The following is a 12,890-nucleotide window of genomic DNA, read 5'->3' as shown; positions in this document are numbered from 1 at the left end:
CCATGCCTGATCCCTGTGCCATGCCGGTCGGCGCTTGACAAGCCAACCGGATCTCGTTTGACTATAGCTAACACGTGTTAGTAACGATACTGACACGTGTCATCCGCAGACAGAAGCCCCGCTTCCGAGCCGGGGCCCGATCCGGGGAGGATGGTCGAGGATGGTGGCAGCGGATTGGAGCAGGCCGGCAGCGGCCGCCGGGTGGCTGCGGTCCCGCCCGAAGCTGCGGGCGGCGCTGCAGCGCAACGTGACCGGCTGGCTGTTCATCCTGCCGGCGCTGATCGGCTTCGCGGTCTTCTATCTTTACCCGACGCTGCGCGGTCGAGATCAGCCTGACCGACTGGAACCTGATGCGGGCGCCGAAATTCATCGGCTTCGACAACTATCTGAAGCTCATCGACGACCCGCGCTTCTGGCAGTCGGCCCGCATCACCATCGCCTATGTGCTCTACAACATCCCGCTGCAGACCGTGCTCGGCCTGGTCCTGGCGGTGCTGATGGACCGGCTCAGCAAGTCGGTGGCGCTGCGGGCGGTTGTGATCGCGCCCTATCTCCTGTCCAACGTCATCGCCGCGCTGATCTGGCTGTGGCTGCTGGATCCGCTGCTGGGCATGACCAACGTCTTCCTCGGGCTGGTCGGCGTGCCGCGGCAGTCCTTCCTGGCGGCGCCGGACCTTGCCATCATGTCGGTCGCCGGCATCAACATCTGGCGCCATGTCGGCCTCACCGCCCTCCTGTTCTATGCCGGGCTGCAGGCGATCCCGCGGTCGCTGTACGAGGCCGCGCGGCTGGAAGGGGCGGGGGAGTGGGCGGTGTTCCGCCGCATCACCCTGCCGCTGCTGCGCCCGGTCCTGGTGTTCGTGCTGGTGACCAGCGTGATCGGGTCGTTCCAGATCTTCGACACCATCGCCGTCACCACCCAGGGCGGGCCGGCGAATTCGACCAGCGCGATCATCTGGTACGTCTACGAAAGCGCCTTCCGCTTCTCGAAGATGGGCTACGCCTCGGCGATGTCGGTGGTGCTGTTCGCGGTGCTGATCCTGATCACCATCCTGCAGATGCGGGCGCTGCGCGCCGGCAGCTCGGATCTCGAGTGAGGGCCGCGCCATGACCGCGACCGCCGTCCTGCCGAACGCCTTCCCCCTTCGCCTGTCCCCCGGCCGCATCCTGGCCTGGGCGATGCTGGCCGGCTTCATCGTCTGCTCGCTGTTCCCGCTGTGGATCACGCTGAAGACGGCGCTGGTGCCGACCTCGACCCTGTTCGACCAGGCGACCTTGCTGGTGCCGGTCGAGGTGACCCTCGACAACTTCCGTCGTGTCCTGGGCTTGGCGCCGGTCAACCCCGCCACCCCGTCGACGCCGATCAACTTCGCCCTGGCGCTGCGCAACAGCCTGATCTTCACGCTGCTGACGGTGGGCGGGCAGGTGTTCTTCTCGGCCCTGGCCGCCTATGCCTTTGCCCGGATCCGCTTCGTCGGGTCGACGGTGATCTTCTACCTGTTCATCGCCGCCACCATGATCCCGGCGATCGTGCTGTTCATCCCGAACTTCGTGCTGATCAAGGAGCTGGGCTGGCTGAACACCTTCCAGGGCATGGTGGCGCCGACCATCCTGATGTCGCCCTTCGCCGTGTTCTTCCTGCGCCAGTTCTTCCTGTCGACGCCGCGCGAATTGGAGGAGGCGGCGCGGATCGACGGCGCCACGCCGTTCCGCACCTTCTGGTCGGTGGTGCTGCCGGTGCACAAGAGCGCCATCGCCACGCTGGCGATCCTCTTGTCGATCAACGCCTGGAACGACTTCTTCTGGCCGTTCCTGGTCGGGCGCGACGCCGACGTCCGGGTCATGTCGGTGGCGCTGGCCGCCTTCAAGACCCAGCAGCAGAACGGCAATCCGGACTGGACCGGGCTGATGGCCGGCACCGTGCTGTCGATCGTGCCGGTGATCGTGCTGCTCGTGCTGTTCGGCCGGCGCGTCGTCGAATCCCTGCAGTTCAGCGGGCTGAAATGACCCCGCGGCATCAACAAACATCGGAGGAGGCCTGAGATGCGTGTGAGCCTGTCGAGGACCCTGCTTCTATCGGCGGCGGCGATGTCGCTGGCCGGCGCCGCCCGGGCCGAGACCCAGCTGAACTACTGGCTGTGGGATGCGCTGCAGGCGCCGCATTACCAGGCCTGCGGCGACGCCTTCCACGCCAAGCACCCCGACATCACCGTCAAGGTGACGCAGTATGGCTGGCTCGACTACTGGACCACGCTATCGACCGGCTTCGTCTCGGGCGAGGCGCCGGACGTCTTCGCCGACCATCTGCGCTCCTACCCCGAATTCGTCGCCAACGAGCAGATCATGGACCTGACGCCGCTGGTCGAGCGCGACAAGGTCGACACCGGCATCTTCAGCCCCGGCCTGGTCCAGCTGTGGAGCCGCGACGGCAAGCTGTACGGCATGCCGAAGGACTGGGACACGGTGGCGCTGGTCTACAACAAGGAGATGCTGGACAAGGCCGGGGTCACGGTCGACGAGCTGCGCGCCGCCACCTGGAACCCGAAGGACGGCGGCAGCTTCGAGAAGATCCTGGCCAAGCTGTCGCTCGACGCCAGCGGCAAGCGGGGCGACGAGGCCGGCTTCGACCCCAAGAACGTCGTCCAGTACGGGCTGATCACCCCGAAGATCGACGGCTACGGCCAGACCCAGTGGAGCTGGCTGGCCGTCTCCGCCGGCTTCAAGTTCATCGACGAGCCCTGGGGCACCAAGTACCACTACGACGACCCGATCCTGGCCGAGACCCTGACCTGGCTGCGCGACCTGTCGCTGAAGAAGGGCTACGGCCTGCCGCAGAAGGATGTCGGCGCGCTTGGCGGCACCGCGCTGCTCGGCGCCCGCAAGGGGGCGATCGTCGCCGACGGCTCCTGGAACTCGACCTGGTACGCCAAGAACGTGTCCTTCGCCTACGGCTTCGTGCCGCTGCCGCAGGGGCCGCAAGGCCGCAAGAGCATGTTCAACGGCCTCGGCGATTCGATCTGGACCGGCACCAAGCATCCGGACGAGGCCTGGGAATGGGTCAAGTTCCTCGGCTCCGCCGAGTGCCAGAGCATCATCGGCAAGGCCGGCGTGGTGTTCCCGGCGATCCCGGCGGCCGCCAAGATCGCGCAGGACGCCTTCGCCGAGCGCGGCCAGGACGTCACCGCCTTCACCAGCCAGGCGACGCCGGACCAGACTTTCCTGTACCCGATCACCGACTACTCGCCGCAGATCCTGTCGACCATGAACGTGGCCTTCGACCGGATCTTCCTCGAGGACGTGCCGGTCGCGCCGCTGCTGAAGGAAGCGAACGACCAGGTCAACGCTCTGTTCGAGTAGCGTTTTCTCAATCCATCCGCCAACCGGGACCCTCCGCATGACCTCTCCCAAGATCACCTTCATCGGCGCCGGCAGCACGGTCTTCGCCAAGAACCTGATCGGCGACATCCTGTCCTATCCGGAGCTGGCGGATGCGCGCATCACCCTCTACGACATCGACCCGGAGCGGCTGGCCACCTCCGAGACCGTGGCCCGGCGCATCGCCGAGGCGCTGAAGGCGCCGGCGACGATCGAGGCGACGACCGACCGCGCCCGGGCGCTGGACGGTGCCGACTACGCCATCACCATGATCCAGGTCGGCGGCTACAAGCCGTGCACGGTGACCGATTTCGAGGTGCCGAAGACCTACGGGCTGCGCCAGACCATCGCTGACACGCTCGGCATCGGTGGCATCATGCGGGCCCTGCGCACCGTGCCGGTCCTGCTGGAGCACGCCCGGGACATGGAGCGGCTGTGCCCGGACGTGACCCATCTGCAATACGCCAACCCGATGGCGATGAACTGCTGGGCGCTGAACCGGGCGACGAAGATCAAAACCGTCGGCTTGTGCCACAGCGTGCAGGGCACCGCGGCGGAGATCGCCGAGGACATCGGCGTGCCGGTCGAGGAGATCAGCTATCTCTGCGGCGGCATCAACCACATGGCCTTCTACCTGAAGTTCGAGCGCGACGGGCAGGACCTGACGCCCTTGATCCGCAAGGTGGTGGAGGAGGGCCGGGTGCCGGAGTGGAACCGCGTCCGCTACGACATGTTCCTGCGGCTCGGCTACTTCGTCACCGAATCCAGCGAGCATTTCAGCGAATACGTGCCCTGGTACATCAAGCGCGGGCGCGAGGAGATCGTCGACCGCTTCAACATCCCGCTCGACGAGTACATCACCCGCTGCGAGCGGCAGATCGACAAATGGGGGGCGCTGCGGGCCCAGTTGCAGGACCCGACCGTGCCGCTGGAGATCAAGCGCAGCGTCGAATACGGCTCGACCATCATCCGCGCCAGGGAGACGGGCCAGCCGGCGGTGATCTACGGCAACGTTCAGAATCGCGGGCTGATCGACAACCTGCCGGCCGACTGCACGGTCGAGGTGCCCTGCCTGGTCGACCGCAACGGCGTGCAGCCGATCGGCATCGGCCGGCTGCCGCCGCATCTGGCGGCGCTGATGCAGACCAACATCAACGTCCAGTCGCTGACGGTCGAGGCGCTCCTGACCGGCAACCGCGACCACATCTACCACGCCGCCATGCTGGACCCGCACACGGCGGCGGAGCTGGACCTCGACCAGATCTGGAAACTGGTCGACGACCTGCTGGCGGCGCATGGCGAGTGGATCCCCGAAGCGCTGCGCCCGCCGGCCAAGGCGCAGCCGCTGCTGCGGGTGGCGTAGATCCAACGCGTTGCCTCTTTGTAGTGTTATCGACGAAGGCAAAATGAGTCCCCCCTCCCCTTGCGGGAGGGGGGTAGGGGGAGGGGGTTTTCGCCGCCAGGGCGAGCCTGGACGCTGGTGAGCCGGCTCCGATAGCGAAGCCTGTTCTTTGCGCATTCGCGCGCAGACCCCTCCCCCTATCCCCCTCCCGCAAGGGGAGGGGGGACAAGGATGGAACGGGCTCGAGCTATTCTCCAGCGGGGGCCGGACGCACCGCGCTCTCCATCAACCACGCGCGCACGATCTCCACCCCCTCCTTTCCGGCCGCATTGCGGGCGGTGCCCAACCAGTAGGCGGGCCAGGTCACGCCCAGCCCTGGAAACGGCGCGACCAGCCGGCCGTCGCGCAGCGCGTCCTCGGCCAGCACGTCGCTCTCCAACACCACGCCGAGGCCCTTCACCGCCGCCTCGATCGCGACATGCGACGGGTCGAGCTGGATGGTGCCGGCGAAGCCGTCGTCCAGCGCCACGCCCTGGCGCCGAAACCAGGCTTCCCAGGACAGGCGGTTGTCGCGGGTGACGATCAGCGGCAGCGGCGGCAGGTCGCGCGGCGCGCGCAGGTCGGCGCGGACTGCCAGGGCCGGGGCGCAGAGCGGCTGCACCGTCTCGGTCAGCAGCGGCGCCGCCGCGGCGGGCGCGTGGTCGGCGTACCAGATCGCCAGATCCACACCGTCGGCCTCGAAACGGGTGCCGCTGTCGGTGGAAAGCCGCAGATCGGCATGGACGCGCAGGTCGATCTCCGGATGCGCGGCCAGGAAGGCGGACAGGCGCGGCAGCACCCAGCATCCGGCCAGGGACGGCGGGGTGCGCAGCAGCACCACCTCGGACCGGCGGGCGCGCCTGCCGCGCCGTGCGGCCGCTTCGACCGCCTCGGCCAGCGCGTCGAAGCTGCCGCCGATCCGGCCGAACAGCTCGGATCCCTCGGGCGACAGCACCACGCCCCGGCCAACCCGGTCGAACAGGCGCAGGCCCAGCCGCGCCTCCAGGATCCGCACCTGGTGGCTCACCGCCGACGGGGTCAGCGCCAGCTCCTCCGCCGCCGCCCGGAAGCTCTCCAGGCGGGCGGCGGCCTCGAAGGCTGCGAGCGCGCGCAGCGGCAGAGTCCGCTTCATCGCTCGATGAATGATGAATTGTCCTCACGAGTCCAGCGAATTCTCCGCGTTTGCGGGGGGACGGGGCAGGGTGGAGGATGGCGGTATCTTCCGGCCCCGGAGCCTGCCATGGACACGATCGCGACCGATCTCGACGCCACGTTCTGGACCCGTGCCCGCCGCCATCTGCTGCGCTATGGCGGTGATTTCGTGCCCTTTGTCCCCGTGCGGGCCGAGGGCGCGTTCCTGACCGACGCCGCCGGCCGCCGGGTGCTGGACTTCACCTCCGGCCAGATGAGCGCCATCCTCGGCCATTCCCACCCCGAGATCGTGGCCACGGTGCGCGACGCGGTCGGGCGGCTCGACCACCTGTTCTCCTCGATGCTGTCGGCGCCGGTGGTCGACCTGGCCGAGGCCCTGGCCGGGCTGGTGCCGGGCCTGCCGAAGGTGATGCTGCTGTCGACCGGCGGCGAGTCGAACGAGGCGGCGATCCGGCTGGCCAAGCTGGTCACCGGCAAATGGGAGATCGTCGGCTTCACCCAGTCCTGGCACGGCATGACCGGCGCCGCCGCGGCCGCCACCTACAAGGCCGGGCGGCGCGGCACCGGCCCGCTGATGCCCGGCCAGTTCGGCATCCCGGCGCCGAACGCGTACCGTCCGCGTTTCCCCGGCATCGACTGGCGGCAGGAGCTGGACGATTCCTTCGATCTACTGGACCGGCAGAGCACCGGCAACCTGGCCGCCTTCATCGCCGAGCCGATCCTGAGCAGCGGCGGCGTGCTCGACCTGCCGCCCGGCTACCTGGCGGCGCTGCAGGCGCATTGCCGGGCCCGCGGCATGCTGCTGATCCTGGACGAGGCGCAGACCGGCATCGGCCGCACCGGGCTGATGTTCGCGTTCGAGCGCGACGGCGTGGAGCCCGATATCCTGACGCTGTCGAAGACGCTGGGCGCCGGGCTGCCGCTGGCCGCGGTGATGACCACGGAGGCGATCGCCGCCGAGGCCGAGGCGCGCGACTTCCTGTTCTACACCACCCATGTCAACGACCCGCTGCCCGCCGCGGTCGGGCTGAAGGTGCTGGAGATCGTGGTCCGCGACGGGCTGGCGGCGAGGGCCGCCGCGGCCGGGGCACGGCTGACGGAAGGGCTGCGCGGGCTGCAGCGGCGCCATCCCTGCATCGGCGACGTCCGCGGCCGCGGCCTGCTGCTGGGGCTGGAATTTGCCGACGCCGGCGGCCGCGACGCGGCCTGGATCTCCGATGCGGTGACCGACACGGCGCTGGAACTGGGCCTGTCCGCCAACATCGTCCGCGCCGGCTTCTCCGGCGGCACCATGCGTATCGCCCCGCCGCTGACCGCCACGGACGCCGAGATCGACCTGGGCGTCGAGCTGCTGGACGCGGCGATCACGCAGGTCCTGGCCGGCGCCTGAGCGTCCATATATCCCTCGCCCCGAGGACTGTACCCCTAATCCTCGGGGATTGAGGGCGCTCCCGATTCCCGACATCTTGGCGCCCATTCGACCGGATCGGCGGCCCGACCCGCCGTCGGCCGCACCCTTGCGGAGGGGCGGGGCCGCGACCGGACCGAACAGGGCTGGTTCTCCTCATCACAGACCGGGCGGCTCACGGCCGACATGCCCGTCCTTTGTCAGGAGAATTCCATGGTCCAGTGGACCGGTACCGATGCCAATGAGCTCAATGCCGGCGACGCCGGGGACGATTTCCTGGATGGCCGTGGCGGCAATGACAGCCTGGCCGGACGGGCCGGCAACGACACGCTCTATGGCGGCGACGGCAATGACTGGCTCTACGGCGCCGACGGCGACGACCTGCTCCAGGGCGGCGCCGGCGGGGATTGGCTGCAAGGTGATGCCGGCATCGACACAGTCGACTACCGCGGCGCCGTCGGGGTCAACGTCAACATCGGCGGCACCTCCTGGGGCGGCGAGGCCGACGGCGACGTGGTCGGCGCCGACATCGAGAACGTCTGGGGCACCAACGTCGACGACTTCATCGGCGGCTCGGCGGCGAACAACGTCCTCAGCGGCTATGACGGCAATGACGGGCTCTGGGGCGGAGACGGCGACGACACGCTCTGGGGTATGATCGGCAACGACTATCTCACCGGCGGCAACGGCAACGATCGACTCGAAGGCAGCTACGGCGACGACTTCCTGCGTGGCTGGGCCGGGGCGGATGTCCTGCTTGGCGGCGACGGCATCGATACCGTGGAGTACTACGCCAGCGACGCCGCGGTCGACGTCAACCTGGAATACCAGTATGCCCGCGGCGGCCATGCCGAAGGCGACACCATCCAAGGCGTCGAGAGCATCGGCGGCAGCGGCTACAACGACCGGCTGATGGGGGATTGGGGCAACAACCGGCTCATGGGCGACGCGGGCAACGACGTCCTCGAAGGCCGGTATGGCGACGACGTCCTGATCGGGGGCAGCGGCGACGATACCCTGATCGGTGGCGCGGGGCGGGACCAGCTGGAGGCCGGCGGCGGCCTCGACTGGCTCGACTACACCTATCCCCAGATCGGCGCCGGGATCGATGTGAACCTGACGACCGGCAGGGGTTATGGCGGCGATGCCGAAGGCGACGTGCTGATCGGTGCCTTCAGGGGCCTCGTCGGCACGGGCTACAACGATGTCCTGACCGGGAACCACATCGACAACATCCTGCGCGGCAATTCCGGCGACGACGTGCTGTATGGGCTGGGCGGGGACGATACGCTGGAAGGATATGGCGGCGCCGATGTGCTGGACGGCGGCGACGGCAACGATGTGCTCTACGGTGACGGCGACGGCGACCGGATCAACGGCGGGAACGGCGTCGATGCCGTCATATACCGGGGCGACACCGCCCTGACCGTCACCATTGGTGGCGGCGGCCATGGCGGCGATGCCGAGGGCGACGTGATTGGCACCGATGTCGAGAACGTCTCCGGCGGCAGCGCCTATGACACGATCACCGGCTCCTCCTACGCCAACCAGATGCAGGGCTGGGGCGGCGACGACACGCTCGGCGGCCTGGACGGCGACGACGTGCTGCTGGGTGGCGACGGCAACGACGTCCTGCGCGGGGGCGGCGGGGCCGACCGGCTCGACGGCGGCGCCGGCATCGATTCCGTCAGCTACACCGATGGCGCGGTCGGCGTGGTGGTCGACCTCGCCGCCGGGACCGGCCGCAGCGGCAACGCCGAGGGCGATGTCCTGGTGGGGATCGAGAACGTCAACGGCAGCCAGGGCGGCGACACGCTGTCGGGCCATGCCGGCGCCAACGTCCTGCGCGGCTACGACGGCAACGACCTGCTCCGCGGCGGGGCGGGGGCCGACACGCTCGACGGCGGCAACGGCAGCGACACCGCCAGCTGGTACACCGGCAGGGTCGGGGTCGCGGTCAGCCTGGTCTCCGGCACCGGGACGGGCGGCGACGCCCAGGGCGACAGGCTGAGCGGCATCGAGAACCTCTCCGGCAGCCAGGGCCATGACAGCCTGGTCGGCAACACCGGCGCCAATGTGCTGCAAGGCTGGAACGGCAACGACGTGCTCACCGGCGCCGGCGGCAGGGACACGCTCACCGGCGGCGCCGGCGCCGACCGCTTCGTCTACAGCAGCGCGGCGCAGAGCCCGACCGGGGTGGGGGCCGACCGGATCACCGATTTCAGCCACGCCCAGGGCGACCGCATCGACCTATCGGCGATCGACGCCAACGCCGCGGCCGCCGGCAACCAGGCGTTCCGCTTCATCGGCACCGGGGCCTACACCCACCACGCCGGAGAGCTGCGCTTCGTCACCGTCGACGGCGTCACCACCATCGGCGGCGACGTCAATGGCGACGGCACCTCCGACTTCCAGATCCGCCTGACCGGTTCGATCGGCCTGCAGGCCTCGGACTTCGTGCTGTAGCGACGGCAGCAGCCTTCCGCATCTCGGGAGCGATCCATGACGACGATCTACGGCGATGCCGCCGACAATCTTCTTGTCGGCGGTGCGTGGGACGACATTCTCTTCGGCTTCGACGGCAATGATTTCCTTCAGGGCGGCGCCGGTGCCGACGCGCTGTTCGGCGGCGCGGGCATCGACACCGCCGACTACAACGGCAATGCCGGCGTTTCGGTCGACCTCGCCGCCGGCCAGGGCTGGGGCGGGGAGGCCGAGGGCGACCGGCTGTTCGACATCGAGAATGTCTGGGGCACCGGCGGCTATGGCGATGTCCTGGCCGGATCGGACGCTGTCAACGAGCTGCGCGGCTTCGGCGGCAACGACACGCTCTATGGCCGCGACGGCGACGACCTGCTGATGGGCGGCACCGCCGACGACTTCCTCCAGGGCGGGGCCGGGGCGGACCGGATCGACGGCGGCGACGGTGTCGACACCGTCGACTACAACGGTCTCGAGGGCGTGCATGTCGATCTCGGGCGCGGCATCGCCGAGTTCGGCGAGGCCGCAGGGGATGCCGTCACCGGCGTTGAGAATGTCTGGGGCACGGCCTATGGCGACGTGCTGGTCGGCACCATTTCGGGCAGCGATCTGCGCGGCTGGAGCGGCGACGACTTCCTCGCCGGCGGGCCCGCCGGCGACCTGCTGTACGGGAACGACGGCAGCGACCGGCTGATCGGCGATGGCGGGGCCGATACCCTGAGCGGCGGTGCCGGTGCCGATGTCTTCGAGTTCTGGTCGGTCTCCGACAGCCAGGCCGGGACGGGCGCGGACTGGATCGTCGATTTCCACCAGGCCGAAGGCGATGTCATCGATCTCGTGGTGATGGATGCCGACGCCACCGTGGCGGGCCACCAGGGCTTCGGCTTCATCTGGAACGCCCCGTTCAGCCACCAGGCCGGCGAGCTGCGCTACGAGATCGGCGACGGAGCGACCACCGTCCTGGGGGATGTCGACGGCGACGGCGCAGCGGATCTCCGGATCACGCTGTCGGGGGCGATCAATCTGCAGCTCGGCGATTTCGCGCTGTAGCGGCCGGGGCGGCGCGGGTGACGAGGCGGATGCCGAGCGCGATCGGCACGACGCCGAGCAGGTCGAGCGGCGGCACATGCTCGCCCAGCACCGCCCAGCCGAGCAGCAGGCCGATCGGCGGCACCAGGAAGTGCAGCGCGCTGGCGGTCGAGGCGCCGAGCCGGTCCAGCATGTCGAACCACAGAAGATAGCTGCACAGCGACACGGCGAGGGCGAGCCAGAGGAAGCCGGCCAGCAGCTCCGGCGTCCAGCGGATCGCCGAGACCGGCTCCAGCGCCAGGCCCAGCGGCAGCAGCACGATGCCGGCTGCGAGCGTCTGCACCGCGGTGCCGTACCAGAGGTCGCCGGCCGGTCCGCTCGATGGCGGCGCGATCCGCTTGTACAGGATGGTGCCGGCGGACAGGGCGACCAGCGCGCCGAAGGTGAAGGCGATGCCGACCGGGCCCTCGATGCCGCCGCCGAGGCGGCTCTGCAGCACCATGCCGACGCCGAGGACGCCGAGCGCGAGGCCGGCCAGCTTCGTCCGGGTCAGCCGCTCGCCCAGCAGCGGCGCCGCCAGCACCGCGGTCAGCACCGGGTTCATGCTGATGATCAGCGCCGCGAAGCCGGAGGTGACGGTCTGCATCCCGAAATAGGACAGGGTCAGATAGACCGCCATGGTGACGATGCCGAGCAGGGCGAAGCGCGCCACCGCGCCGGGGCCGAGGCCCCAGCGCCGGCCCGACAGCCGGGCGAGGCCGGCCAGCACCAGCCCGGCCAGCAGGAAGCGCGTCGACAGCAGCAGGAAGGGCGGGGCATAGGTCACCGCCACCTTGGCGGCGGTGAAGGCCGAGGCCCACAGCACCACGAACAGGGCGGGAAAGCCCCAGCGCACCAGGACGCTGCGGCCGGGGGCCGGGACCGAGACGGCGTGCATGATCGATCTCCTTCGGATCGGCTGCACCATAGGTCCCGGCGTGACTATTTGGAAATTCAATGATTAAATGGCGTGCAGTGGAAAAGTCGATGGGTGATCCATGCTCGACCTCGACCTGCTGCGCAGCTTCGTCTCCGTGGTCGATGCCGGCGGCTTCACCCGCGCCGGCGAGCGGGTGCACCGCACCCAATCGACCGTCAGCCAGCAGATCCGCAAGCTGGAGCAGGCGGTCGGCTGCCCGCTCCTCGACCGCCAGGGCCGCGCCTTGGCGCCGACCGAGGAGGGGGAGCGGCTGCTGGGCTATGCCCGCCGCCTGCTGGCGCTGAGCGACGAGGCGGAGGACGCGCTGCGCCGGCCGGACGGGATGGCGGTGGTGCGGGTCGGGCTGGGCGAGGATTTCGCTGCCGAGCGGCTGACCGAGGCGCTGTCCGGCCTGGCCCGGCTGCGCCCGGCGCTCCGGCTCGACGTCCGCTGCGACGCGGGGTCGGAGCTGCGCCGCGCCTTCGGCCAGGGCGAGCTGGACATCGCCGTGATCAAGCGCGATTCCGGCATCGGCACCGCCGTCGCCGCCTGGCCCGAGCGGCTGGTCTGGGTCGCCAGCCGCCGCCACGGCGTGCCGGAGGGCGACCCGGTGCCGCTGGTCGCCTATGGCCAGGGCTGCATCTACCGGGCGCGGGCGATCCACGCGCTGGAAAGCGCCGGGCGGCGCTGGCGCATCGCCTTCACCGGCTCGAACCTGCCGGCGGTGCAGGCCGCGATCGCCTGCGGCTTCGGCATCGGCATCCTGGTCGCGCGCTCGGTGCGCGACGACCTCCGCATCCTGCGGCCGGAGGAGGGTTTCCCGCCGGTCCCGCCCAGCGAGCTCGCCGTCATGCTGCAGCCCGGCGCGTCCCCGGCCGTCCGGCTGGTGGCGGAACAGCTGGCCGAAAGCTGCGCCGAGGCCCGGCCCGAGGCGGCGTGACCCGTCCGCGTAGGTTGGGTTCGCGAATGCGAACCCAACGCTGGTTCGGGCTGCACGGTGTTGGGGTGGGGGTAGGGCAACCCACCAAACGGTAAAAAATTTTTAATTTGTTTTTTTATTAGTTAAAAAAAAAGAAAGTAGAATATAAAAAAAAAAAACAGACGAA

10 protein-coding genes are annotated in these 12,890 nt (G+C 69.3%); 8 read left to right on the top strand and 2 right to left on the bottom strand.

Features of this window, described 5'->3' with window-relative positions:
- Nucleotides 1-350 precede the first annotated feature (350 nt).
- Genes ACFW16_RS25610 through ACFW16_RS25595 form a run of 4 tightly spaced genes read left to right on the top strand, consistent with a single transcriptional unit; the run spans nucleotide 351 to nucleotide 4,738 of the window.
- Nucleotides 351-1,097 (top strand): carbohydrate ABC transporter permease, encoded by a 747-nt coding sequence (locus ACFW16_RS25610; RefSeq protein WP_380310391.1) that lies wholly within the window; start codon nucleotides 351-353, stop codon nucleotides 1,095-1,097.
- 10 nt (nucleotides 1,098-1,107) lie between these two features.
- Nucleotides 1,108-2,007, top strand: a complete 900-nt coding sequence (locus ACFW16_RS25605) for a carbohydrate ABC transporter permease (RefSeq protein WP_380310389.1) — start codon at nucleotides 1,108-1,110, stop codon at nucleotides 2,005-2,007.
- A gap of 36 nt (nucleotides 2,008-2,043) precedes the next feature.
- A complete protein-coding gene (locus tag ACFW16_RS25600; RefSeq protein WP_380310387.1) occupies nucleotides 2,044-3,357 on the top strand; it encodes an ABC transporter substrate-binding protein in 1,314 nt (437 codons plus the stop codon).
- A 37-nt stretch (nucleotides 3,358-3,394) separates the two neighbouring features.
- Nucleotides 3,395-4,738, top strand: coding sequence for an alpha-glucosidase/alpha-galactosidase (locus ACFW16_RS25595; RefSeq protein WP_380310386.1), 1,344 nt, complete (start codon nucleotides 3,395-3,397; stop codon nucleotides 4,736-4,738).
- A 226-nt stretch (nucleotides 4,739-4,964) separates the two neighbouring features.
- On the opposite strand, the gene ACFW16_RS25590 is transcribed toward ACFW16_RS25595, so the two are convergent.
- Complete coding sequence (locus ACFW16_RS25590) at nucleotides 4,965-5,888, bottom strand: LysR substrate-binding domain-containing protein (RefSeq protein WP_380310384.1); 924 nt, start codon at nucleotides 5,886-5,888, stop codon at nucleotides 4,965-4,967.
- Nucleotides 5,889-5,996: 108 nt separating this feature from the next.
- On the opposite strand from ACFW16_RS25590, the gene ACFW16_RS25585 reads away from it, so the two are divergent.
- The 3 genes from ACFW16_RS25585 to ACFW16_RS25575 all read left to right on the top strand — a co-directional run bounded on the left by ACFW16_RS25585 (nucleotide 5,997) and on the right by ACFW16_RS25575 (nucleotide 10,847).
- Nucleotides 5,997-7,298, top strand: coding sequence for an aspartate aminotransferase family protein (locus ACFW16_RS25585; protein ID WP_380310382.1), 1,302 nt, complete (start codon nucleotides 5,997-5,999; stop codon nucleotides 7,296-7,298).
- Nucleotides 7,299-7,529: 231 nt separating this feature from the next.
- Nucleotides 7,530-9,782 (top strand): calcium-binding protein, encoded by a 2,253-nt coding sequence (locus ACFW16_RS25580; protein WP_380310380.1) that lies wholly within the window; start codon nucleotides 7,530-7,532, stop codon nucleotides 9,780-9,782.
- 36 nt (nucleotides 9,783-9,818) lie between these two features.
- A complete protein-coding gene (locus ACFW16_RS25575) occupies nucleotides 9,819-10,847 on the top strand; it encodes a calcium-binding protein (RefSeq protein ID WP_380310378.1) in 1,029 nt (342 codons plus the stop codon).
- On the opposite strand, the gene ACFW16_RS25570 is transcribed toward ACFW16_RS25575, so the two are convergent.
- Nucleotides 10,816-11,763: a DMT family transporter gene (locus tag ACFW16_RS25570; protein WP_380310376.1), complete on the bottom strand. Its 948-nt coding sequence runs from the start codon at nucleotides 11,761-11,763 to the stop codon at nucleotides 10,816-10,818. The two genes, ACFW16_RS25575 and ACFW16_RS25570, sit on opposite strands and share 32 nt — an antisense overlap.
- Before the next feature lie 100 nt (nucleotides 11,764-11,863).
- Here ACFW16_RS25570 and ACFW16_RS25565 point away from each other — a divergent pair, with 100 nt between their 5' ends.
- The gene (locus tag ACFW16_RS25565; protein ID WP_380310374.1) at nucleotides 11,864-12,724 is read left to right on the top strand and encodes a LysR substrate-binding domain-containing protein; all 861 of its coding nucleotides are present in this window, start codon (nucleotides 11,864-11,866) and stop codon (nucleotides 12,722-12,724) included.
- Nucleotides 12,725-12,890 lie beyond the last annotated feature (166 nt).

Origin of the sequence: Inquilinus sp. NPDC058860, assembly GCF_042743185.1 — a bacterium.
In the GTDB taxonomy this organism is placed as follows: Bacteria; Pseudomonadota; Alphaproteobacteria; order DSM-16000; family Inquilinaceae; genus Inquilinus.
The sequence above is the reverse complement of the archived record's forward strand: the minus strand, read 5'-3'. Positions and strand labels throughout refer to the sequence as shown.

What these genes read in the sequence shown, in the direction of transcription:
- ACFW16_RS25610 (WP_380310391.1), top strand. Translation starts at nt 351, where the DNA reads ATGCGGGCGCCGAAATTCATCGGCTTCGACAACTATCTGAAGCTCATC.
- ACFW16_RS25605 (WP_380310389.1), top strand. Translation starts at nt 1,108, where the DNA reads ATGACCGCGACCGCCGTCCTGCCGAACGCCTTCCCCCTTCGCCTGTCC.
- ACFW16_RS25600 (WP_380310387.1), top strand. Translation starts at nt 2,044, where the DNA reads ATGCGTGTGAGCCTGTCGAGGACCCTGCTTCTATCGGCGGCGGCGATG.
- ACFW16_RS25595 (WP_380310386.1), top strand. Translation starts at nt 3,395, where the DNA reads ATGACCTCTCCCAAGATCACCTTCATCGGCGCCGGCAGCACGGTCTTC.
- ACFW16_RS25590 (WP_380310384.1), bottom strand. Translation starts at nt 5,888, where the DNA reads ATGAAGCGGACTCTGCCGCTGCGCGCGCTCGCAGCCTTCGAGGCCGCC.
- ACFW16_RS25585 (WP_380310382.1), top strand. Translation starts at nt 5,997, where the DNA reads ATGGACACGATCGCGACCGATCTCGACGCCACGTTCTGGACCCGTGCC.
- ACFW16_RS25580 (WP_380310380.1), top strand. Translation starts at nt 7,530, where the DNA reads ATGGTCCAGTGGACCGGTACCGATGCCAATGAGCTCAATGCCGGCGAC.
- ACFW16_RS25575 (WP_380310378.1), top strand. Translation starts at nt 9,819, where the DNA reads ATGACGACGATCTACGGCGATGCCGCCGACAATCTTCTTGTCGGCGGT.
- ACFW16_RS25570 (WP_380310376.1), bottom strand. Translation starts at nt 11,763, where the DNA reads ATGCACGCCGTCTCGGTCCCGGCCCCCGGCCGCAGCGTCCTGGTGCGC.
- ACFW16_RS25565 (WP_380310374.1), top strand. Translation starts at nt 11,864, where the DNA reads ATGCTCGACCTCGACCTGCTGCGCAGCTTCGTCTCCGTGGTCGATGCC.